Annotated in this window: 18 protein-coding genes; 11 read left to right on the top strand and 7 right to left on the bottom strand. The window is 60.4% G+C overall.

Going from position 1 to position 23,370, the window contains the following annotated elements:
* Nucleotides 1-287: 287 nt before the first annotated feature.
* Complete coding sequence (xerD, locus tag CDA63_RS14330; protein WP_088465149.1) at nt 288-1,190, top strand: site-specific tyrosine recombinase XerD; 903 nt, start codon at nt 288-290, stop codon at nt 1,188-1,190.
* Nucleotides 1,191-1,201: 11 nt separating this feature from the next.
* Here xerD and CDA63_RS14335 read toward each other — a convergent pair whose 3' ends face one another.
* Nucleotides 1,202-1,645 (bottom strand): hypothetical protein, encoded by a 444-nt coding sequence (locus tag CDA63_RS14335; protein ID WP_088465150.1) that lies wholly within the window; start codon nt 1,643-1,645, stop codon nt 1,202-1,204.
* 183 nt (nt 1,646-1,828) lie between these two features.
* Between CDA63_RS14335 and CDA63_RS14340 the strand changes: the two genes are divergently transcribed.
* Together CDA63_RS14340 and CDA63_RS14345 are read left to right on the top strand one after the other, a co-directional pair.
* On the top strand, nt 1,829-4,777 hold the full coding sequence (locus tag CDA63_RS14340) for a DNA translocase FtsK 4TM domain-containing protein (RefSeq protein ID WP_088465151.1): 2,949 nt from the start codon (nt 1,829-1,831) through the stop codon (nt 4,775-4,777).
* A 131-nt stretch (nt 4,778-4,908) separates the two neighbouring features.
* Nucleotides 4,909-5,553, top strand: coding sequence for a LolA family protein (locus CDA63_RS14345; RefSeq protein WP_088465152.1), 645 nt, complete (start codon nt 4,909-4,911; stop codon nt 5,551-5,553).
* 61 nt (nt 5,554-5,614) lie between these two features.
* On the opposite strand, the gene CDA63_RS14350 is transcribed toward CDA63_RS14345, so the two are convergent.
* Nucleotides 5,615-6,532 (bottom strand): tetratricopeptide repeat protein, encoded by a 918-nt coding sequence (locus CDA63_RS14350; protein WP_165768306.1) that lies wholly within the window; start codon nt 6,530-6,532, stop codon nt 5,615-5,617.
* Here CDA63_RS14350 and CDA63_RS14355 point away from each other — a divergent pair.
* The 5 genes from CDA63_RS14355 (at nt 6,512) to CDA63_RS14375 (ending at nt 11,938) form a co-directional block, all read left to right on the top strand.
* Nucleotides 6,512-7,798 (top strand): DUF2851 family protein, encoded by a 1,287-nt coding sequence (locus CDA63_RS14355; RefSeq protein WP_088465154.1) that lies wholly within the window; start codon nt 6,512-6,514, stop codon nt 7,796-7,798. The genes CDA63_RS14350 and CDA63_RS14355 overlap by 21 nt on opposite strands.
* A gap of 95 nt (nt 7,799-7,893) precedes the next feature.
* Nucleotides 7,894-9,153, top strand: coding sequence for a hypothetical protein (locus tag CDA63_RS14360; protein WP_088465155.1), 1,260 nt, complete (start codon nt 7,894-7,896; stop codon nt 9,151-9,153).
* Between the two features lie 150 nt (nt 9,154-9,303).
* Nucleotides 9,304-9,939: a NeuD/PglB/VioB family sugar acetyltransferase gene (locus tag CDA63_RS14365; protein ID WP_088465156.1), complete on the top strand. Its 636-nt coding sequence runs from the start codon at nt 9,304-9,306 to the stop codon at nt 9,937-9,939.
* Nucleotides 9,940-10,023: 84 nt separating this feature from the next.
* Nucleotides 10,024-10,977 carry an oxygen-dependent tRNA uridine(34) hydroxylase TrhO gene (trhO, locus tag CDA63_RS14370; protein WP_088465157.1) on the top strand — a complete coding sequence of 318 codons (954 nt, stop codon included), beginning with the start codon at nt 10,024-10,026 and terminating at the stop codon, nt 10,975-10,977.
* Between the two features lie 88 nt (nt 10,978-11,065).
* Nucleotides 11,066-11,938, top strand: coding sequence for a nucleoside phosphorylase (locus CDA63_RS14375; protein ID WP_088465158.1), 873 nt, complete (start codon nt 11,066-11,068; stop codon nt 11,936-11,938).
* A gap of 315 nt (nt 11,939-12,253) precedes the next feature.
* Here the strand turns inward: CDA63_RS14375 and CDA63_RS14380 are convergent, their stop codons facing one another.
* Both CDA63_RS14380 and CDA63_RS14385 read right to left on the bottom strand, forming a co-directional pair.
* The gene (locus tag CDA63_RS14380) at nt 12,254-12,553 is read right to left on the bottom strand and encodes a hypothetical protein (protein ID WP_088465159.1); all 300 of its coding nucleotides are present in this window, start codon (nt 12,551-12,553) and stop codon (nt 12,254-12,256) included.
* Between the two features lie 135 nt (nt 12,554-12,688).
* Nucleotides 12,689-13,720 (bottom strand): acyl-CoA reductase, encoded by a 1,032-nt coding sequence (locus CDA63_RS14385; RefSeq protein ID WP_317044054.1) that lies wholly within the window; start codon nt 13,718-13,720, stop codon nt 12,689-12,691.
* A 175-nt stretch (nt 13,721-13,895) separates the two neighbouring features.
* Here CDA63_RS14385 and CDA63_RS14390 point away from each other — a divergent pair, with 175 nt between their 5' ends.
* On the top strand, nt 13,896-14,246 hold the full coding sequence (locus CDA63_RS14390; protein ID WP_088465161.1) for a 4Fe-4S dicluster domain-containing protein: 351 nt from the start codon (nt 13,896-13,898) through the stop codon (nt 14,244-14,246).
* Between the two features lie 78 nt (nt 14,247-14,324).
* On the opposite strand, the gene CDA63_RS14395 is transcribed toward CDA63_RS14390, so the two are convergent.
* Complete coding sequence (locus CDA63_RS14395; protein WP_088465162.1) at nt 14,325-15,488, bottom strand: N-acetyl sugar amidotransferase; 1,164 nt, start codon at nt 15,486-15,488, stop codon at nt 14,325-14,327.
* A 77-nt stretch (nt 15,489-15,565) separates the two neighbouring features.
* Complete coding sequence (locus CDA63_RS14400) at nt 15,566-16,525, bottom strand: carbon-nitrogen hydrolase family protein (RefSeq protein ID WP_088465163.1); 960 nt, start codon at nt 16,523-16,525, stop codon at nt 15,566-15,568.
* A 246-nt stretch (nt 16,526-16,771) separates the two neighbouring features.
* Between CDA63_RS14400 and CDA63_RS14405 the strand changes: the two genes are divergently transcribed.
* The gene (locus CDA63_RS14405) at nt 16,772-19,468 is read left to right on the top strand and encodes a valine--tRNA ligase (protein ID WP_088465164.1); all 2,697 of its coding nucleotides are present in this window, start codon (nt 16,772-16,774) and stop codon (nt 19,466-19,468) included.
* Between the two features lie 245 nt (nt 19,469-19,713).
* On the opposite strand, the gene CDA63_RS14410 is transcribed toward CDA63_RS14405, so the two are convergent.
* Nucleotides 19,714-20,532 (bottom strand): MBL fold metallo-hydrolase, encoded by an 819-nt coding sequence (locus CDA63_RS14410; RefSeq protein ID WP_088465165.1) that lies wholly within the window; start codon nt 20,530-20,532, stop codon nt 19,714-19,716.
* A gap of 511 nt (nt 20,533-21,043) precedes the next feature.
* Here CDA63_RS14410 and CDA63_RS14415 point away from each other — a divergent pair.
* On the top strand, nt 21,044-23,098 hold the full coding sequence (locus CDA63_RS14415) for a S9 family peptidase (protein WP_088465194.1): 2,055 nt from the start codon (nt 21,044-21,046) through the stop codon (nt 23,096-23,098).
* The last annotated feature ends 272 nt before the right edge of the window (nt 23,099-23,370 follow it).

A 23,370-nucleotide genomic window follows, 5' to 3' on the forward strand; every position in this document is an offset into this window, starting at 1 on the left:
ATGATCCGCCGGTTAGCGTAAGCATTCCAATATTCATGACTGGATTCTGATTGAATACGCCCGTTATAGGGCCAAAACATCCAGTTATGTAGGCTGAGCAGCAGCAGCGGCGCCCCGATGGTGAGGTTGTAGGTGGCAATCTGGTGGGCGACGGCGGCCAAGAATCTCGCGTGCTGATGTCTGGTTACTATGGCAACGTCAGCACGCGAGATTCTTCGCTCCGCTCAGAATGACGTTCCTTTGCCCAAATCCCCCAGTTTCTCAAGTTCCCCACCAACCCGCCTCCCATGTCCACCTGGTCCGTTGCCATCCGGCAGTTTGAAGGCTATTTGCAGCTCGAAAAATCGTTGTCGGCCAACTCGGTGGAAGCCTACGCCCGCGATGTGGATAAGTTGCGCCAGTACCTGGAGCTGGAAAAGCTGCCCGCCTCGCCCCAGCAGGTAACCACCCGCATCCTGCGCGACTTTTTGGCTTGGCTGGGCGGGTTGGGCCTGGAGGCCACCTCGCAGGCCCGCACGCTCTCGGGCATCAAAGCTTTCTACCGCTTCCTGATTATGGAAGATCTGCTCACGCTCGACCCCACCGACACGCTCGAAGCGCCCAAAACCGGCCGCAAGCTGCCCGATACGCTCAGCTACCCCGAAATTGAGCAGCTGCTGGGCGGCATCGACCTGAGCACGCCCGAGGGCACCCGCAACCGGGCCATTCTGGAAGTGCTGTACAGTTCGGGCCTGCGGGTGAGCGAGCTGACCGGCCTGCGCCTCTCCAACCTCTACGCCGACCAGGGTTTCGTGCGCGTGACGGGCAAGGGCAACAAGGAGCGGCTCGTGCCCATCGGCCGCGACGCGCTGAAGCACCTGGGCTTCTACCTGCAAGGCATCCGGGCCCACCTCGACATCAAGCCCGGCCACGAAGACACCGTGTTTCTCAACAAGCGCGGCGCGGGCCTCTCGCGGGTCATGATCTTTCACATCATTAAGGCCGCGGCCGAAAAAGCCGGCATCCGCAAAAGCATCAGCCCCCACACGTTTCGCCATAGCTTTGCCACGCACCTAATTGAAGGCGGGGCCGATTTGCGGGCCGTGCAGGAAATGCTGGGCCACGAAAGCATCACGACCACCGAAATCTACACCCATCTCGACCGCGACTATCTACGCCAGGTAATCACCGAGTTTCATCCGCGCAGCTAATTGCCGCGTGGCTATTTGATTTGTGGACTGGCGGGTGCCGGCAAAAAGGCGCAACCCAATAGCCATTCGTTGGCTTCGGCCAGCGAATCGAAAATCTGAATCTCAAACTGGGTGAACAGTTGGTGAGCAGGGCTGGCGATGAACGTAGTGGCCAGCGTGCCGGCCCGCACCACATGGGCCACGTAGCGCAGGCCGGCAGTAGCGGCAGCCGGGGCCCACTGCTGGGCCACCCACAGCAGCGAGTCGAACCAGGGCCCGCGCAGATGGGTGTTGTCGTTGAGCAGGCAGCGGCAAGCATGCTGCTGCACGGTTTCGAGGCTGGCCCGCGCCCCTTCCTGGGCCCGGGCACCGTCGATGTAGCCCAGCCAGCTCACCGACAGCTGCTGCCGGGCGGGGTAGTAGCGCAGCCGACAGAACTCGGCACCATCAGAATCAAGCAGCGGGCGTTCGGACATGAGAATAGCGTAATGGGCTTCGGCTTTAACGCGGAAACTGCCCGTCAGGATGTCGGCCCCCCCAGAGCTTCTGCTTTTATGCCACCTGCACCTACGGAACCCGCGCATTCACCGGCTCCATCGTTCCCGGCGTCACCGTTTCACCGCTTTTATGCCTAGATTTGGTTTCTGGCGTACATTCTGATGGCGAAAAATACCTACAAGCAACCTTCTGCTTCCGACAACGGGCGCACCAACGAGCCCCGCCCGGCCACGCCGCGTCCGGCCCGCAACCAGCCCCGGGCCACCCCCGAAGCCTCTCCGAAGGAGGGGCGTCGCAACGAGCCCAAAGCTCCGGCAGCGGCTAAAAAAGCCCGTAACCCCATCAAGATGCCCAGTTGGCAGCTGGGCAGCGTATTCGGGTTTCTGCGCGACCGGCGGTTCCAACTCTTTCTGGGTTTCTTCCTGCTCTTCGGCTCGATTTACCTCACCATCGCTTTCGTTTCGTTCCTATTCACGGGCCACGCCGATCAGAGCGTGACCGAAAGTGTGGGCCGCACCGACCTACGTGCCGCGGGCCAGGAAACGGGTAACTGGCTGGGGCTGGTGGGGGCGCTGCTGGCCGAATGGCTGATTCAGGATGGTTTCGGCATAGCCGCGTTTGCCCTGATTCCAGTGATTTTCTTTCTGGGCTACAAAGTCGTGTTTCGCCGGGCCGGCGTGTCCGTTACCTATGTGCTGGCGTTGTGCCTCTTCGCTACGCTCTGGTTGAGTGTGCTGCTGGGCTACGTGGTGCTCTCGCTGCAAAGCCCCGACATCGACCCCGCCCTGGCCCACAGCCTCGATTTCCTGTGCGGGGGCGTGGGCTACGAAACGGCCTTCTGGCTCGACAGCCTCATCGGCTGGGGCACGGTGCTGCTGCTGGCCTTCCTACTGATTTCGTTCGTGGTCTTCTTCTTCAACGTCACGAGCCTGAACCTGGGTGGGCTGGATGCTGAGACTGTGGACGAAACCCCAGCCCCCGGCAACCGCCCCGCCACCAACGAGCCCGCCCCCTGGGCCATCGATGAGCCCGGCACCGCCGCTAACGATAATCCCCTGGGCATTACTATGCGCGACACCCGCGGCCCCATTGCTGCCCCGGAACCTATCGAGCCCGAAGCAGCTCCGCTGCGCACTGGCGCCGTGGCCTCACCTGCCCTGGCAGCCGCTTCGGTCGCAACCTTGGCAGCCAGCACGGCGGCCACTGCTGCAATGGGAGGACTGGCTGCCGGGGCCGCCGCATTGCCCATGAGCGTGGGACCGGGGGCAGCGCCGGTGCCCGCTATTAAACCTGCCAGCGGCCCCAGTTTCTCCATTGAGGTGCCCGAGCAGGAGCCCGTGCGCCCGCCCGCGCCGCCGCTGGTTTCGAGCGTGCCCACGCCCTTGTCGCTGGCCGATTTGGCCGACGACGATGTGCCGCTGCCGGCTTCGTTGCCGGTTTCTGCTCCGCCAGCACTGGCCAAAACCGGGCTTTCGTTTGAAGTCGAAGATTCAACCACCAAACCCGAGGCCAAGCCCGAACTCGACCCTTCAGCCGGGCCCGATATGGCCGTTATTTCGGAGGAAGACGAGGACGCGGAAGTCATGCCGACCGGCGAGTACGACCCGACTCTGGATTTGCCCCGCTACCAGTACCCGACCCTGGAGCTGCTCAACGACTACGGCCAGGCCAAAGCCCAGGTAACCAAGGAGGAGCTCGAAGCCAACAAAGACCGCATTGTCGAAACGCTGGGCCACTACGGCATCAATATCGCCAGCATCAAGGCCACCATCGGCCCCACCGTCACGCTCTACGAAATTGTGCCCGACGCCGGGGTGCGCATCAGCAAAATCAAGAGCCTGGAAGACGATATTGCCCTAAGCCTCGCGGCGCTGGGTATTCGGATCATCGCGCCTATTCCGGGTAAGGGCACCATCGGCATCGAGGTGCCGAACGCTAAGAAGGAGATGGTGAGCATCCGCTCGGTGTTTAACACCGACAAGTTCATCACCTCCGAAATGGACCTGCCCATCGCCTTTGGGCGCACCATTACCAACGAGGTATTCGTGGTGGACTTGGCCAAGATGCCCCACCTGCTGATGGCTGGCGCCACGGGCCAGGGCAAGTCGGTGGGTTTGAACGTGATTCTGGCTTCGCTGATTTACAAGCGCCATCCCAGCCAGCTCAAGTTCGTGCTCGTCGACCCCAAAAAGGTGGAACTGAGTATTTTCAACAAGATTGAGCGCCACTTCCTGGCCAAGCTGCCCGACACTGAGGAGCCCATCATCACCGATACCAAGAAGGTGGTGAACACGCTTAACTCGCTGTGCATGGAGATGGACAAGCGCTACGACCTGCTCAAGGATGCCGGCTGCCGCAACCTGAAAGAGTACAACCGCAAGTTCGTGGAGCGCCGCCTGAACCCCAAAAAGGGCCACCGTTACATGCCCTTCATTGTGCTAGTGATTGACGAGCTGGCCGACCTGATGATGACGGCGGGCAAGGAGGTGGAAACGCCCATTGCGCGACTGGCCCAGCTGGCCCGCGCCATCGGTATCCACCTGATTGTGGCCACCCAACGCCCTTCAGTGAACGTGATTACCGGTATTATCAAGGCCAACTTCCCCTGCCGGATTTCCTTTAAGGTGACCAGTAAAATCGACTCGCGCACCATCCTCGATGCCGGTGGGGCCGACCAGCTCATCGGCCAGGGCGACATGCTGATTTCCCAGGGCTCCGACATCATCCGCGTGCAGTGCGCGTTTATTGATACGCCCGAAGTAGACCGCCTTTGCGACTTCGTGGGCGGGCAGCAAGGCTACCCCGATGCCTACCACCTGCCCGAAGTGGTGGGCGAGGACGGCGGCGGCAACGGTAACAGCGACGATTTCGACCCCGCCGACCGCGATAACATGTTCGAGGAAGCCGCCCGCGTGATTGTGACGCACCAGCAGGGCAGCACCTCGCTGCTCCAGCGCCGCCTCAAGCTCGGCTACAACCGCGCCGGCCGCCTGATCGACCAGTTGGAGCATGCCGGTATCGTGGGGCCATTTGAGGGCAGCAAGGCCCGGGAGGTATTAATTCCCGACGAATACAGTTTGGAACAGTTGTTGAATACACTGCCCAAGTAGAGAGGTGAGTACGGAGAGGCAGCCGAAGCGAAAAGCTTAAATGAAAAAGCTTCTTGTGTTGTTAAACTGAACAAAGTATCCCATCTCACGTCTCTGTACTCACTTCTTAGCTTACCCCTTTCCCTTTTGCAATGAAAAAGTACCTCGCTCTGCTCGCTTTGTCCGTTTCGGTTACCTCCGTGGCTTCGGCCCAGCAGGACCCCAAGGCGGGCAAGATTCTGGACCAGATGAGCGCGAAATACCAGGCCATGAAGGCCTTTAAAGCTACGTTCACCCAAACCCTCGAAAACGACGCGGCCAAGGTGAAGGAGAATTTGACCGGTGACATCACCGTGAGCGGCCAGAAGTTCCGGCTGAAAATGAGTGGCCAGGAGGTCATCAACAACGGCCAGACCATGTGGACCTACATGAAGTCGGAAAACGAAGTGAACGTGTCCGATTACGAGCCTGATGAGGAAGAAGTGTCTCCTTCCCAGATATATACACTCTACAAAAAAGGCTACAAGTACACCTATGCCGGTGAAGCCAAAGAAGGCGGCCAGACGGTGGATATCATTGAGTTGGCCCCTGAAGACCGCAGCAACCCCGTGTATAAGGTGCGCCTGAAAGTAGACCGCAACGATAAGACGGTAAAAAGCTGGCAGATGTATAAGAAGAACGGCAACCGCTACACTTACCGAATCAGCAAGTTCCAGCCCAACGCCCCAGTCGATGCCACCACCTTCAACTTCGACAAGTCGAAGTACAAAGGGGTAAAGGTGATTGACCTGCGCTAGTCGCGCTACTCAGCTAACCCAACCGGCCCGTCCTTGCTTTAGCAGGGGCGGGCCGGTTTTTTTAGAATGATTCGCCCGTGAGCAAGGCTAATTCTATAGCCGCTCTTGGATGACCAAATTTTGCTGCCCACTGAAAATACTCTTTCGCTTCTGTAGAGCGGCCCGGGATGTGCTGACCTAGCAGAGCCGCTTTTCCAAGTTGGTATAGCGCCCTCGCGCTTTCCTGTTGCGGACCTTGCTCTACAGCGCGTTCATACCAGGTAAGTGCTTGCTTCCAGTTTGGGGGAGATAAGAGCGTAAAATAATTTCCTAGCGCCACGGTAGCCATTACTTCGCCTGCCGTTTGAGCAGCTTCGAGCCACCGCTTGGCGGCGGGCATCCTTACAGGGCCCCCAATGCCACGCATATAGCAGCGTCCAAGGTCATATGTGGCAACGGTATGACCGGCAATGGCTGCTTTTTTATACCAATAGCGGGCCCTTACGTAGTTTTTCTCGGTTCCTGTGCCTTGCTCGTACATAGAGCCAAGTGGGTGCATGGCAACAACGTAACTCAGATTCGCAGCCTCTAGGAATAGCTGGAAAGCTTTGTAGTGACTTTTGTCAACCCCCAATCCATTATCATAAGCGACGGCCAGATTATAGATTGCTAAAGGGTGACGGGCCGCCGCCGCTTTTTGCAGCCAGAAAACAGCTTGGGTATAATCTTTAGCCACGCCCCAACCATCACCATATAGCAAACCCAAAAAGTTCATGGCACTAATATTACCTAACTCAGCTGCCTGATGAAGTAATATTGAAGCCCGCTTGATATATTTAGAAGAGTAGTTGCGCGTCCAGCGCGAGCGATAGAAGACAACCAGAGCCCGGCGGGTATTATCAGCCGCAATAGTATAATCGAATGGAAGTGGCAATTGATAAATGAGTTGAATGAAACCGATAGAATGAGCGTGTAAATTATGCAGGAAGATTTTCTCCACTATATCTGGCAGCATCAGTACTTCGATAAAACGGACCTGACTACCGACGATGGCCAGCTGATAACTGTACTGCGGCCCGGCCACCGCAACCCCGACGCGGGCCCCGATTTTCTCAATGCCCGCCTCCAAGTGGGGGAGGTGGAGTGGAGTGGGGCCGTGGAAATCCATCTGCGGGCCTCCGACTGGCACCGCCACCACCACCAGACCGACCCCAAGTACGACCAGGTAGTGCTGCACGTGGTGCACGCGGCCGATGCCGAAGTGCAACGCACCAATGGCTCCGTTATTCCGGTGCTGGAACTGGCAGCACGGCTGCCGGCTGGGGCGCTGGCGGCCTATGAGCAGTTACAGCGCCAGCCGCCCGAAGCGCTGCTGCCCTGCGCCGCGCTGCTGCCCCAGGTACCGGAACTAACGCGCACCATGATGCTGGGCCGGACGCTGCTGGAACGCATGGAACAGAAGGCCGACCGCGTAACCGAGCTGCACGAACGGCTGGGCCAGGACTGGGAAGCCACCGCCTGGCACGCGCTGGCGGCGGCTTTCGGCTTCCAGAAAAACAATGAGCCGCTGAGCCGCCTGGCCAAAGCACTGCCGCTGGCGCTGCTGCGCCGCTACCGCGCCGATGCCCGACAACTGGCCGCGCTGATGTTCGGGCAGGCTGGTTTCCTGGACGACGAGCCGCTGGACGATTTCAGCCGCGACCTGCGGACGGAATATGAGTTTCTGCGTCACAAGCATAACCTGCACGGTACGGCGCTGGCGGTTCACGAGTGGAATTTTCTGCGGTTACGGCCGGCCAATTTTCCCACCGTGCGCCTGGCCCAGCTCACGGCCCTGCTTCATGCCCGGCCCACGCTCTTCGACGCCCTGCTCACGGCCCATGACGTGCGGGCACTGGAGCAGTTTTTCCGGGCTCCGCTGCCCGAATACTGGCAAACCCATACCCGCCCCGGTCGCCCTGGTAAGGTGGCGCCCCTCGGACGCAGCAGCGTAGACCTGCTGATAACCAACACCGTGGTGCCGCTCCGGGTGGCGCATGCCCGTTCAGTGGGCCAGCCCGAGCAGGTCGAAGCCGCGCTGAGTCTGCTCGACCAGCTGCCGCCGGAGCATAATCGCCTCACCGACACCTACGAGGCCGCCGGGTTCCGCCACGCCTGCGCCGCCGACTCCCAAGCCCTGCTGGCGCTGGAGCGCGGCTATTGTGCGCCCCGCCGGTGCGTGCATTGTGGTATCGGCGCGAGCCTGCTCCGCCCACGCAGGCAGTAAGTGTCGGCTGTGGGGACACGCTGCTGTGGAGCGTATAGGTAACCGCTTCTGCTCCGCAGCTTGTAGCTTGCACTTCTCTTAAATCTGCATCGGCCTTGCTGCTCAAACTTCTCCTTGCCCTATTGCTTAATGCTGGCCTGCTGTGGCTGCTGTGGCGGTGGCTGCTCCGGGTGCGGCAACTGCCTGCGGTGGGCCGGTGGGTGCTCCCTACGCTGCTACTCAAGCTGCTGGCCACGGCGCTTTCGGTGTACACGTTGAGCGAAGATGGGAAGTACTTTCTGGTTTGGTCGCGGCGGCTAACGGAGCAGCTCTGGCAAGCCCCCACCGACTGGGCCCGGATGCTGCTGACCGATGAGTTTCACTGGAGCACCTGGAAGCTGGTATACCACGGGCTTTCGAATACGTTTTTCCTGATTAAGCTGCTCTCGGTGCTCAATCTGGCCAGTATGGGCAACGCTTGGCTGAACGCGCTGTACTTGTCGTTGCTGAGCTTTGTGGGCAGTTGGGAGTTGGTGCGGCAGGTGCGGCAGCGGTGGCCCGAATCGGTGCCGGGCGCGGCGGTGGTAGCCTTTCTGCTCTGGCCCACGGTGGTGTACTGGACTTCGGGCCTGACCAAGGAAAGCCTGTTGGTAGGCAGCGGGGCCCTGGTGCTGGCGTTGGTCCTGAGGCTGGCTTACGGTCCGGCTGGCCGACGGGGGGCACTGGTGGCAGGGCTACTGGCAGCGGCCGTGCTGCACTTCAAAATGCGCTATTTCTTTGCCGTGGTGCTGTTCGGGGTACTGGCCGGGCTCGGCCTGATCCGAGCTTTGCAGCAGCTTGGGTTGGTCCGCAGTCGGTTGGCGCAGCTGGTGGTGGTGGTGGCCCTGCTGGGCGGCGGGGCCTGGGCGGCTGGCCAGGTCAGTCCCGTGTTCCGAGCCAACCGCTTCACCTCGCAACTCCAACGCAACTACTCCAGCCTGCTGGCTAGCTCCCGCAACCGCCCGCATCTAAGCTACCCTAACCTGCAACCCACCACCGAAAGTGTGGTGGCCCACGCCCCGCTGGCGGCAGTGAATACGCTGGTCAGGCCCTGGTTTTGGGAGGGAGGGTCGGTGCTTTACGTGGTGGCCGGCCTCGAAAACTTGTTGCTGCTGGCGGTGTTTGGGGTAGCCTTGGTCGCGCTAGCCCGCGGCTGCTCCGGCCGGCTGCCTTTCGCGCTGGTGCTGGTGTTGCTGCTCTACTGCCTGATACTGGCCGCGCTGCTAGGCCTCACCACCCCCAACCTGGGTACCCTCAGCCGCTACCGCACCACGTTCCTGCCTTTCTTGCTGCTGCTACTGCTGCAGAACGGCTACGTTGCCCGCTGGCTGAAATGAGTTGTCGGTTGCCAATGGTAATACGTCGAACAGACTCACCACCGACAACTAACAACTGACAACCAGCAACTGGACACTGAAAACTGAACCCGTATCTTTGCCTTTCTGAATTGAACTCCTCATGGCCGTTTGCGGCCGTTTTTTGCTAGTATGGAAAATCCCGTAATCATTCTGGGCGCGCAAGCCGTTGGTACCGCCGCCCTCGATGCCTTTCAAAGCAACGACGTAGTTGTATACTGCCTGCTCGACGACGATACTGCCCTCCAGGAAACCGAGCTTAACGACGTACCCGTAATGGGTAACACTGACGATAAAGAGCTGCTCAAGCTGCTGGGCAAGAAGTGCGAGGTGTTCGTGGCCACCGAAGATACGGCCAGCCGCCGCAGCCTCACCAACATGTTGCGCGAGGAGTACGCAGTGGCTCCCGTCAACGCCATTCACCAGCGGGCCAGCGTATCGGCTCACGCCTGGCTGGGCCACGGCAACCTGATCGGGGCCAACGCCGTGGTGGCTGGCACCGCCAAACTCGGCGACGGCTGCATTCTGGGGGCCAATTCGGTAGTGGAAGTAAAAGCGGAAGTCGGCGACTACGCCCAACTTGGGGCCGGGGCCATCCTCAACGCCGGGGTGCAGGTGGGCGAGCTGGCCTTCATTGGGGCCGGGGCCATCGTGGTGGCCGGCGTCAAAATCGGCAGCAAAGCCCGCGTTGGGGCTGGTTCGGTCGTGGTGGCTGATGTGCCCGCTGGCCAAACCGTGTTCGGCAACCCAGCGCAAAAGGTTAATTAGCAATTAGCAGTTAAGAATAGGCAGGTGCTCGTCCGGTAAAGCCGTTAATTCTTAATTGCTAATTCTTAATTCTTAATTAAGAAAATGGATTACCTCGTTCTGCTTTACTACTGTTACACGCCGCTGGAAAACCCCGAGCAATTTCGGGAAGAACACCACCGGCTGTGCCTGCACCTGAACCTGCTGGGCCGCATCATCGTGGCGCCCGAAGGCCTCAACGGCACCGTGTCGGGCCGGCGGGCCGATTGTGCGGAGTATATGCGCCTCGTGAAAGCCGACCCGCGTTTTGCGGCGTTGGAGTTTAAAATCGAGGAGGCTGCGGCCCACACGTTTCAAAAGCTGCACGTGCGCGTGAAGGCCGAAATCGTGCATGTGGGCCTGCCCGCCATCAAGCCCTATGAGCGCACTGGCATCCACCTCTCGCCCGAACAGTTTCGCGACCTCAAAGACCAGCCCGATGTAGTCGTGCTCGACGTGCGCTCCGACTACGAGCATCGCCTCGGCCGCTTCAAAAATGCCGTAACGCTCGACATCGAAAACTTCCGCGAGTTCCCGGAGAAAGTAGCCGAGCTGGCCCAGTACAAAGACAAGAAAATCCTGACCTACTGCACCGGCGGTATCAAGTGTGAAAAGGCCAGCGCCTTTCTGCTTGATCAGGGCTTCGACAACGTGTACCAGCTCCACGGCGGCATCATTAAGTACGGACTCGAAGCTGGGGGCGAAGATTTTGAGGGCCAGTGCTACGTGTTCGACGGCCGCGTAGCCGTCGATGTGAATAGGGTTAACCCGTCGGTTATCAGTGAGTGCCACCACTGCCACACGCCCAGCAGCCGCATGGTGAACTGTGCCAATCCGCAGTGTAACGCTCATCTGCCGCTCTGCGAAACCTGCGCTGGCGAATTGGCCGGGGCCTGCTCGCCTACCTGCCAGCAGCACCCCGCCAAGCGCCCCTACGACGGTACCGGCACCTACCCCCGCCTCAGCAACCACTACCGCCCCGAACAAGGGCTGGTTTCGTACCGCGCGCCCGGCGCGTAGCGGTTGCTAAAGCCTGTTGTCCTTCGCTGGCTCAGACTGATAAGTGTGTTTTTATATCATCTCCTTCCCAACCTCTAAACTCCCACCCATGCCCATTGCCGAATCGGAACTCATCCTCAACAAGGATGGCAGCGTGTACCACCTCAACTTGCTGCCCGACCATATTTCTGATACCATTATCACCGTCGGCGACCCCGAGCGGGTGCCCAGCGTAAGCGAGCATTTCGATTCCATCGAAACCAAAATCCACAAGCGCGAATTCGTGACCCACGTGGGGTACTACAAAGGCAAGCGCATTGCCGCCATCAGCACCGGTATGGGCACCGACAACATCGACATTCTCATGAATGAGCTCGATGCCTTGGTAAACGTTGATTTTATGACCCGCGAAGTGCGGCCTCAGGCCGAGCACCTCAACCTGCGTATTGTGCGGGTGGGTACCAGCGGCTCGTTGCAGGCCGATGTGCCGGTGGGCTCGTTGCTGGCCTCCGAGCACGCCGTGGGCCTCGATTCGCTCATGCAGTTCTATCCGCTCGTTGAAACCGGGCTCGAAATTGAGGTGAGCCAGGGCATTCAGCAGGCGCTGCGGCTGCCCTACCGCCCATATTGCGTGCGTGGCTCCGACCTGCTACGCGAGCAGATCGGCTTCGATATGATTATGGGCAACACGCTCACCTGCCCCGGCTTTTACGGCCCCCAGGGACGGGTTTTGCGTCTCGATCTGCGTTTGCCCAACCTCATCGAGGCCTACCAGCAGTTTCGCCACCAGAGCGCCGAGGGTGAATTCCGCCTCACTAACTTTGAGATGGAAACGGCCGGCTATTATGCCCTGGGCCGGATGCTGGGCCACGAGGTGCTCTCGCTCAACGCCATTGTGGCCAACCGCGCCACTGGCGAATTCGCCACCAACGCCGACCAGATCGTGGGCGACCTCATCGCCAAAACCCTGGACCGCCTCTAGGATCACGGATTAGCCCGGATTTTAACGGATTGCACGGATTTCGTGGACTACTACAGGGCGAAGCTATGCTTCGCCCTTTTTTTGGTTTTGGTAGTGGCGGCAAAGTGCTTTAAGGATGTTCAGCTGATTCAGTCAGCTGCGGAAGTATAGCGGTTGCTAGCGTTACTATGTAGCTAGGGTTCAATCGTGGATAAGTGAGGTGTTGATGGTGGAATATTTATATAAGGGTCTTGAAAAGACAGGTCCCGCCTCACCATCGAACGACGAGGCGGTACTTGTTAAGATGAAATTCTGATGAAGATTTCGTGCGGCGACTTAGCAGAAGTCGAAACCCAGTACCGAGCGGAGCGGGAGGGAGGCGCCAGCCTTCAAGGTCAGGAAGTCGGCATCGGTGGCCCATACCGTGGTCTGCACCCGCTTAGCAGCTCCGTCGGCAGTCTGGAAGTAGATATCTACTTTGCCATGGTAGCCATTGCCGAGCGTAGTAGCCCGCTCAGCTGAGTAGCGCCGCACTTGGCGGTCGGCCAGTGAGGATAGCACGTCTTCGGTAGAGAAGCGGTATTCGCGCAAAGATTCTTTGGCGACTGTTTCGGTGTTTTGTGCAATCGAAAACATGGCGTAGGTATTTATTAGGACTGAGGTAAGGTAGTAGGTTGCTTATCAAAATGCAATTGGCCTGCTATCTATTTTCTGCTCGCTTGTCCGTCAAAAGGCGCAGCTCACCGAAAGCCTGTTATCCTGCCCCTCAGATCATCCCAAATCCGCCAGAAAAGCCATCGTGTCCACCCCGTCGGCATAGTCGGCGAGGCCAGGCTCCTGGGCTTTGCCGAAAGCAAAACTACCGGGGTATTGGCCTCCGGCCGACACAATGCATTGAGTTTGGGCCGCCACATCGGTGAGCTGGTCTACCAGGTCTACCTCGCTGGTGTAGGAGCCGTGGTGCAGCACCGAAATGGGCGACACGAGCTGGGCGCTTTCGGTGAGCAGCAAAAAGCCCGAATCGAGGTGTGGTACGCGGTTGACGAGCATAATGCTCTTGTTGTAGTCGTAGTTGTTCTGGTAGCGGTTGTGCTCCAGCACCCGGTGCCAGGGCTGCAAGGCATCGAGCAGCAGCGGAAAATCGTAGCCTGCGGGAGCGTACACCTTGCTCACGTTGCGGCAGCCCAAACCGTAGTAACGGAAAATATCCTCGCCGAGTAAGCCCAGCTCGTGAGGTGTTTCGCGGCCCGTGAGTACGGCCAGGCTGGTGCGGTTGCGCCGAATGATGTGGGGCCGTTTGCCGAAATAGTACTCGAAGTAGCGGGCCGTGTTGTCGGAGCCGGTGGCAATGAAGGCGTCGGCGGCGTTCAAGCGCTCGGCCAGCTGCAGCTGGTTGGCGAAGCGGGGTTCGAGGCGAACCAGCTCGTCGAGAATCCAGCGCATGAGCAGCGTATCGTCGGAGCTGAGCTTGGCCAGCAGGCGGTGGCCGCTCAGCAGAACGCACAGCGCATCGTGGAAGCCAACCAGCGGAATGTTGCCGGCCATTACCACGCCTACCTGCTGGGCATCGGCGGGCTCGGGGCGGTAGCGGGCGGCCCACTGGCGCAATGGCTGTTCGCGGAGCAGGTAGGCTACGCCTTCGAGGGCTGCCCGCACGTTGGGTGCGTCGAACCAGGGGTTGTTGTTGCGGGCGCGGGCCGTGAGTTCGGCCAGCTCATCGGTCTGGGCGGGGTCGAGCAGGAGGGCATTGAGGCGCTGGCCCAGGGCTACGAAGGCAGCGAGGCGGTCGGCGTGGGTCATCATCTGATAGAGCACTGAAAGAGCGAGAAGGAAAGGCGGCGGCCGAAAACAAAACGTCGGATGCGAAATTACATAACCGTGTACGGGTAATCCCTACTTTTACCCCACCGCATCCTGCCCCCGGCAGATTGCGTACCTTCACCAACCGATTTTCTTACCCCTAACGATTCCCGAGGCTATGGCCATCATGATAACCGACGAGTGCATCAACTGTGGTGCCTGCGAACCGGAATGCCCCAACACCGCTATTTACGAAGGTGGCGCCGCCTGGCGCTGGTCCGACGGCACCAGCCTGCAAGAAGTGCAGATTGACGGCGGCCAGACCGTTTCTGGTGTATCCCCCCAAACCCCGATTTCCGACGAGTACTATTATATCGTGTCGGACAAATGTACCGAGTGCGTGGGCTTCCACGAGGAGCCCCAGTGCGCCGCCGTCTGCCCCGTCGACTGCTGCGTAGACGACCCTGACTACCGCGAATCGCAGGAAAAGCTGACCGCCAAGAAGGAGTGGCTCCACCAGGAGGCTTAAGCGCCGCCTACCGTTTCGACCCTGAAAAAGCAATAGCCACCGATCGGGTGGCTATTGCTTTTTCAGGGTCGGCTGTATTTAATCTCCGCAATTGAAATATTTATCGTAGGCTGATTCGGGGATGAGGCGGAACTGGCTGAGGAACTTGATAGGCCAGCGCAGGCGGCGAATGAGGGCGTAGTTATTGGGGTAAGACCGGAACGTGGTGGGCGGAGTGGCCACGATCTGCTCAAACTCTTCGCGGCTTAGGCCCAAGCGTTTGATGCAGAGGTTAATGACTTTCTCATCTTCAATGGAGTTGATATGGCTGACTCGCTCCAAGGCCTCGGGGCGGGTCATCTGGCCCGAGCGCACTAAGGCCGAATAGTTGAACAGCCGCCGGTCGATGTTGAACTTGGTGCGGTTGAGGTAATAGATGACGCTTTGGTAAAGGTCGTCGAAGTAGTGGGCTCCGGGGTTAACCCAGGCCATTTCCCGCTCCAGCAGTTGGTCCACATCGGCCCGCACGTAATCGATGTGGTAGAGTAGCGTGACGGTTTTGATGCGGCGGATGAAGGCGTAGTAGAACATCTCCCGGATGTCGAGGTGGAAGCCCGGGTCGGCGGGTTTCCAGGGGCGCAACGGCACCGTGCCGAACTGTTTGTGCACGGCCTTCAGGTACTTGCCGTCGAGGTAGTTCCAGCTGAGCGGGGCAATGCCCTCGGTGCGGAACGATTGGCCGATGATGATGCGCTGAATACCCTCCTTGGCCGCCACACCGTAGAGGGCCGTGGCAATGCCCACGTCGGTGCCCTGCTCCATATCGGGCACCGATGCCTTCAAAAAGGCTATTTTAAGGTCCTTGGATTCGCGCCAGTCGGAGGTGATGGTGCGTAGTTCCACGCCCAGCTTGCGGCAGGCTTTGAGCATGTTCTCGCCCGCAATTGGGTTGCCAAAACCGTCGTTGAAATGCACGGCCAGCGGGCGCAGACCTAGCTTCACCACGCAGTACCAGAGCGTAAACGACGAGTCGCGGCCCCCGCTCACGCCCAGCACGCAGTCGTAGCGTTTGCCCCGACCGAGGCGCTTCATATCGGCCGCCATTTCCTGCACGTGCCGCTCGCCGGCCTCGCCCAGCGGACAGGCCCGGTCCATTTTATCGTGGAGGGCGCAGAAGTTGCATTCGCCGCGGGTGTCGAAGTTGATACCGGGCACGGTGGTATCCATGATGCAGCGGTGGCATTGCTGGTAAAGTTCGGGCATCTAGTCGAGGTCAGATAGGCAACGGGTAAAAGCGGGAAAGAGAGGCGCGGTATTGATGCGGGAGAACCAAGTAGTCGTTACCGGCCTGCCGGCAGTTCATCTAACCGGAAGCCCTTACGGGCTAGCATCTGCCCGATTTGGGTGCCCTGCTCGGCGCGCACCGGCCGGGGCAGATCGGCTACTACCAGATGGCCGGCAAACTCGTTGAACGCACCTTGGGCCCGGATGCCGCTGGCATCGACGGCCAGCGAGCAGCCAATGCTCTTCTTGCCCTCGTAGGGTCCGCCCACGATGTAGCCCACCGACGTGGTACCCACCACGCTTATGTTATAGAGCTGGGCCAGGATGGAGTAGGGCTTGATCCACTTCTCGCTGTAGGGGTCGTGCTCCTCCGTAATCGAGAAATCCACGGTCCAGGACGAGGGCGAGAGGATGAACTCGGCGCCCATGCGAGCCAGCGTGTGGCCGATGGCTAAGCCATCGAGGAAGTTATCGGCGCAGATATTAACGCCGATTTTGCCCAGCGGCGTATCTACCACGTTCAGGGTCTGGCCCACGGCGTAGTAGGGGAGTTCGACTTCGAGGAGGTTGATTTTGTGGTACTTGCAGATGATGTCGCCGGCGGGGTTGATGAGGATGGCGGCGTTGTAATTGCGGCCGTCGGGGGCGCGTTCGGTCAGGCCGGCACACACGTAGAGGCCGTGCTGGCGGGCGGCCTGGCATAGACGGTCGGCGTAGGGGCCGGGAATGGGATGGGCTTCGAGCAGGGCGCTGGGGTGGGTCCAGGCGAAGTCGAGGGTTTCGGGCAGCAGCACCACGTCGCATTGCTGGGTGGCGGCGTCGGCTATCATGCGCTCGGCCCGGTCGAGGTTGCGCTCAGGCTCTCCGCCTTCCACCAGCAGCTGGCCCATGCCCACCCGGATACTGCCGGCAAATGCGCCGGCCAGCGCCGCCGCGGGCCGCACTGGTGGGTTGGTAGCCGGAGTAGGGGCCGCCGGTGAGGGCGCGGCGGATTTGCGGAAGGGGAAAAGGGCCATAAGCAGGCAGCAGCTATGGGAAAACAGGCAGGTTAGATGGCCGTTAATCTTACCGAAGTGTAGTAAGGCAATACGAAAAGTTCTGTTCCAGCTTCAAAAATAACTAATGGCCGGCTGGGAACTGGCCAGACCGATCATAAAATCTGAAGAAAACCGGTGATGCTGTTTCCCGTGCCCGTGCCCATTTCGGGCCCCGGCCCGAAATACCTACTTTTGTGCCCGTATCCGCCCCCGAATCCCTCCCCGATGTCCATCGCCAAAACCTATACCCCCGCCGACGTAGAAGCCAAATGGTACCAGCGCTGGCAGGAGCAGGGCTTTTTCAAAGCCAAGGCCAACCCCCGCAAGCAGCCCTACTCAGTCGTGATTCCACCGCCCAACGTGACGGGCGTGCTGCACATGGGCCACATGCTCAACAATACCATCCAGGACGTGCTGGTGCGCCGGGCCCGGATGCAGGGCAAGGAAGCCTGCTGGGTGCCCGGCACCGACCACGCTTCCATCGCCACCGAAGCCAAGGTAGTGGCGCTCCTGAAAGAGCAGGGCATCGAGAAGAAGGACCTGACCCGGGAGCAGTTTCTGGAGCACGCATTTGCCTGGAAGGAAAAGTATGGCGGCATCATTCTCGAGCAGCTCAAGCAGCTCGGCGCCTCCTGCGACTGGGACCGGACCCGCTTCACGATGGAGCCCGCCCTGACCGACGCCGTACTGCGCGTATTCGTGGATTTGCACCAAAAAGGCCTCATCTACCGCGGCGTGCGCATGGTGAATTGGGACCCGCTCGGCCAAACCGCTTTGTCCGACGAGGAGGTAATCCCGAAGGATGTGATGGCCAAGATGTATTATTTGAAGTACGAGCTTTCAGCTGATAGCTTAGAGCTGTTAGCTAATAGCTCTCCGTCGGACGAAGCTAACAGCCAACAGCTATCAGCTATCAGCTTGGTTATAGCTACTTCCCGGCCGGAAACCATCATGGCCGACGTGGCGGTGGCGGTGAACCCCAACGACCCGCGCTACACGCACTTGCACGGGGCCAAGCTGCAGATTCCGCTGCTGGGCCGCGAGATTCCAGTGATTCTGGACGAGTACGTGAGCATCGACTTTGGCACGGGTGCGTTGAAGGTGACGCCGGCCCACGATTTGAACGACTACGAACTGGGCGTGAAGCACAAGCTGCCCGTTATCGACATTCTGAATAACGACGGCACGCTCAACGAAAAAGCGCAGCTCTACGTGGGCCAGGACCGGTTTGCGGCCCGCCGCAACATCGTGAAGGACCTCGACGACGCCGGCTATTTGGTAAAAATAGAGGAGTACGCCAGCATCGTGCAGACCTCGGAGCGCACCAAGGCCGTGATTGAGCCGCGGCTGAGTTTGCAGTGGTTTATGAAAATGGAGCACCTGGCCAAGCCCGCGCTGGCGGTGGTCGAAAACGACACCGTGCAGCTGCACCCGGCCAAGTTCAAGAACACCTACCGGGTCTGGATGGAGAACGTGCGCGACTGGTGCATCTCGCGCCAGCTCTGGTGGGGCCAGCAGATTCCGGCCTACTACCTGCCCGACGGCACCTACGTGGTGGCCCTCACGCCCGACGAGGCGCTGGCCCAGGCCCGCACCCAGACCGGCAACGAGGCGCTGCAACTCACCGATTTGCGCCAGGATGAGGACGTGCTCGACACCTGGTTTTCATCGTGGCTGTGGCCGATTTCGGTGTTCGATGGTTTCCAGGACCCCGACAACGCAGACATCAACTATTTCTACCCCACCAACGACCTCGTAACCGGTCCCGATATCCTGTTTTTCTGGGTGGCCCGCATGATTATGGCCGGGCTCGAATTTCGCAAGGAAGTGCCCTTCCGCCACGTGTACCTAACGGGCATCGTGCGCGACGGCCAGGGCCGCAAAATGAGCAAACAGCTCGGTAACTCGCCCGACCCGCTCGACCTGATTGCCCAGTTTGGGGCCGACGGCGTACGAACCGGCATGCTGTTCTCAGCCCCAGCCGGCAACGATTTGCTGTATGATGAGAAGCTGGTGGAGCAGGGTCGCAACTTCGCCAACAAGCTCTGGAACGCCTTTCGCCTTAGCCAGGGCTGGGAAGTAGACGCTGCCTTGCCCTTCCCCAACGAGAAGGCCGTGGAGTGGTTCGGGGCCCGTTTGCAGGCTGCCATTGCCGAGATGGACGAGCACTTCGAGAAGTTCCGCATCTCGGATGCGCTGATGACGGTGTACAAGCTGGTCTGGGACGACTACTGCTCGGTGTACCTGGAGATGGTAAAGCCCGCCTACCAGGCCCCCATCGACCCCGAAACCCTGCGTCACACCACCGGCTTCCTCGAAACACTGCTGCGCCTGCTGCACCCGTTCATGCCCTTCATCACGGAGGAAATATGGCACGAGCTGAAGGAGCGCGGCCCCAAGGAGTACGCCTGCGTGGCCGCCTGGCCCAAGCCCAAGCCCGTGGCCGATGCGTCCGCGCTGCTCGCCCGCATGGCCCAGGCCCTGGAGGTCGTGGGTGGCGTGCGCACCATCCGCAACCAGAAGGGCCTGGGCCCCAACAAGCCCCTCACGTTGGCCGCCAAAACCGCCGACTCCACGCTGCAGGCCCTGCTAACGGACTACGACGGTATCATCCGCAAGCTGGCGTCGCTCACCGCTATTTCGGTGGTGGCGGCCGCCCCGGCGGCGGCCGTGGGTTTCGTGGCCGGTGGGGCCGAGTTCTTTGTGCCCCTCGAAGGCCAGATTGACCTCGGGGCCGAAAAGGAGCGCCTGACCAAGGAAATCGACTACGCCCGCGGCTTCCGCGATTCGGTGAACAAAAAGCTCAGCAACGAGAAGTTCGTGGCCAACGCCAAACCCGAGTTGGTGGAGCGCGAGCGGCAGAAGCTAGCCGACGCCGAAGCCCAAATTGCCGCTCTGGAGCAGCAGCTAGCGGGCTTGTAGTTGAAGACCGGCTCCTCAGTTGGTGCTTGATAGGTTCGAGCACCGGGAAACAGGCTGGGAAGCTCTCTTCTCCTGACTGAAGTCTGGCCCGCTGTGGTCACCGCAGTCCACCGATTCAGGTAGTTTGCGGTGACCACAGTAGGCCAGATTTTATAGGGAAAATGGGCTGGAAAGTGGCCGCCTGCGGCGCCGCTGCTCAGTACTGACTCAGTAGGCCGCTACGCCGCAACAGCATGCCAGCACGTCTACTTGGCGGCCGGGTACCAGTTGCGCAGCCGGACGTCAATCTTTTTATTGGCCGCATTTACGGTTTGCTTGAAGCTGGCCACGTCGCTCGGGCCGTCCTGGCCGCGGTAGTGGTAGGGGTACACGATGCCGGGCTTAAAGGCCAGCACGCCCTGCGCGGCCTGCTGCACATCCATGGTGTAGGGCAGGTTCATGCATACAAAGGCCACATCGATGTTCTGGAGCGCCCGCATTTCAGCAATGTCCTCGGTGTCGCCGGAGAGGTAAATGTGCTTGTCGCCCAGGTGCAGGATGTAGCCGTTGCCGCGGCCTTTGGGGTGGCGGGAATCGGCCGTTTCGGGCAGGTTGTACATCGGGATGGCCGCTACTTTCAGGCCCAGCGTGTCGAGCTGCCGGCCGTTGCCCAGTACGCGGACCTGCGCCTGGTAGCGGGCCGGCAGCTTGTCGGCCACCGCCTGGGGCACCACAAATAGGGCCTTATCCAGGGGAAGACCCGCCAGTGTCTGCTCGTCGAGGTGGTCGCCGTGGATGTCGGTGATCAGGACCATATCGGGCGCAGCCAGCCCGGCGTACGCCGGCACCCCACCGTAGGGGTCGACGTAAATGGTTTTGCCGTTCCAGCTTAACACCACGCTGCCGTGGGTGATGGGCTGCACCGTCAGCGGGCCTTGCTTGGTGGCAATCTGGTCGGGAGCCGCGCGCAGGGCCGGGCCTGGGGTACTTGGAGTAGCTGTGGCGGTGGTTTGGGTTGGTGGCTGCACGGTGCAGGCCGCCAGGGTGGCCACGAGGAGCGGGGTGAGCAGGAGGGTGGATTTCATCGGGGTGAGTGGGTTGTTTTAAGAGCGGAGGCTGACCGCCACGGCGCGGGCAGGGTGCCCGACCGGAGTGTAAACGCCTAGCTGCGTCGGTTCGTTGGCTGAAGCTGCGCAAATAGTGGTTCCAGCAAGCATACCTGTATTTCAGGCAAAATCTACGGGCTCACAGTCGGTTACTACCTCAATACCGAGTTGTTGTGCCAAATGCAGCAGCAGTGCGTGGCCCCCTTCGCGGCGGCTACCACTAGTAGGGCCTGCGAGCCCAACGAGAGTCGGGTTTGCTAATTGCGCTGGCGGCCCTGCCGGTGCGCCTGATGCCCTTACCGGCCCAACACCTGCTGCACCGGACGATTTGCGCTAGCTATTGCCCCAGGGGCGCAGTTTCTGCCGTCGTCTTCTCGACAAGACGAATAGGTGCAGTGGCCGGGATTTCGCGAATACCGACGGAAAATCGGGTGTAATAGCGGTTCTTTGGGGCCCAGATGCTTTCTGGCTCTTTCCTTTAAAAATGCCCATGCTCCAACCTACGCCACCCGTTGCCGCCGGCCGGCCCAAGCTGCTCGTTTCGCCCTTCGGCACCCGCACCGATGATTATTACTGGCTCCAGGAGCGCGACAACCTCGAGGTGTTAGCTTATCTGGAAGCTGAAAACGCCTATTTCGAGGCCCAAATGGCTCCGGTGCAGGACTTGCAGGCCGCGCTGGTGCGCGAAATCCGGGGCCGGATGCAGGAGCAGGACGAGTCGGTGCCCTACCTCGATAACGGGTACTACTACTATGTGCGCTACGAAACCGGGGCCGAATACCCAATTTACTGCCGTAAGCTGGGCAGCCTGGAGGCCCCCGAACAGGTGCTGCTCGACGCCAACGCGCTGGCTGTGGGCCACGATTATTACCACCTCGGCGGCCTCGAAGTCAGCAACGACAACCAGGTGCTGGCCTACGCCGACGACACAGTAAGCCGCCGCCTCTACACGCTGCGCTTCCGCAACCTGACCACCGGCCAAGAGTATCCCGAAGCCATTGCCAACACCAGCGGCAACGCCGTGTGGGCCACCGATAACCAGACCGTTTTCTACACCAAAAAGGACGAAAACACGCTGCTCGACTACCAGGTGTACCGCCACATGCTGGGCTCTGATCCGGCCACCGACGTGCTGGTGTATGAGGAAACCGACAACACGTTCTACACCGCCGTGACGCGCTCCAAGTCGCGGGAGTATATCCTCATTCAGCTAACCAGCACGATGGCGGCCGAAACCTGGTTTCTGCCCGCCGCCGCCCCTACGCAGCCCCTGCAACTGGTGCAGGCCCGCGAGGACGACCACCTCTACGAAGTGGAGCACTTCGGCCCCGACTTCTACATCCTATCCAACGACGGCGCGCCCAATTTTCGGCTGCTGAAAACGCCCGTGACGGCTCCGGGCAAGGAAAACTGGCAGGAGGTAATCGGGCACCGCGACGACGTATTTCTGGAAAACATGGAGCTGCTGCGCGACTACCTGGTGCTGGGCGAGCGGCACGAGGGGCTACTGAAGCTGCGCGTGCGGCCCTGGCACAACCCAACCCAGGAGCACTACCTGCCGTTTGGCGAGCCCACCTACACGGCCGCCATCGGTATCAACCCCGAGTTCGATACCACCGTGCTGCGCTACGTGTATTCCTCGCTCACGACGCCCACGTCCACCTTCGACTACGACCTGGCCACCCGCCACAGCACCTTGCGCAAGGAGCAGCCGGTGCTGGGCGGCTTCCGCAAGCAAGACTACGCGACGGAGCGCCTCTATGCCCCGGCCGCCGACGGCACCCGCATTCCGCTATCGGTGGTGTACAAAAAGGGCTTTAAGCTCGATGGCTCGGCCCCGCTGCTGCAGTACGCCTACGGCTCCTACGGTCTTTCTATGGATGCCACCTTCAGCGCCGCCCGCCTGAGTTTGCTGGATCGGGGCTTCGTCTACGTTATCTGCCACATCCGGGGTGGGCAGGAGCTGGGCCGGCAGTGGTACGAAAACGGCAAGAAGCTGCGCAAGAAGAACACCTTCACCGATTTTACCGACTGCTCGAAATACCTGATTACCCAGCAGTACACGGCGGCCGACCGCCTGTTTGCCATGGGTGGCTCGGCCGGCGGGCTGCTGATGGGGGCCATCATCAACCTGCACCCCGAGCTGTACCGGGGTGTAGTGGCGGCCGTGCCCTTCGTGGACGTGGTGACGACCATGCTCGACGACACCATTCCGCTCACGACCGGCGAGTACGACGAGTGGGGCAACCCCAACCAGCAGGAGTTTTACGACTACATGCTTTCGTACTCGCCCTACGACAACGTGCAAGCCCAGGCCTACCCCAACATGCTCGTCACGACCGGTCTGCACGACTCGCAGGTGCAGTATTTCGAGCCCGCTAAGTGGGTGGCCAAGCTGCGGGCCCTGAAGACGGACAGCAACCTGCTGTTGCTCCACACCGACCTAGCCGCCGGCCACGGCGGGGCCTCGGGCCGCTTCAAATCCATCCACGACGTGGCCCGGCAGTTTGCCTTTATGCTGCTGCTACTCGGCGTACGGGAGTAGGGGTGTAGCACGGACTTCAGTCCGTGGCCCAACGATTAGAACTGCCGATAGGCCTTACGCAAAAGGGGATGTAGCGCGAACCGCAGGACGGTGAAGCGGGCGCTTGGCTTCGCCGTCCTGCGGTTCGCGCTACATCCCGAAGGCTATTAGGCGGGCTGCGGGCTGAAGTCCGTACCAGAATCCTTCATCCTGCCCACAAATATTCCGGGGCCTTCGTGCCACCCAGGGGAAAAAGTTGCGTCTGTAGCGCACATCCGCTGGCTTTCTCTGGG

Origin of the sequence: Hymenobacter amundsenii, assembly GCF_002204745.1 — a bacterium.
Lineage (GTDB): Bacteria > Bacteroidota > Bacteroidia > Cytophagales > Hymenobacteraceae > Hymenobacter > Hymenobacter amundsenii.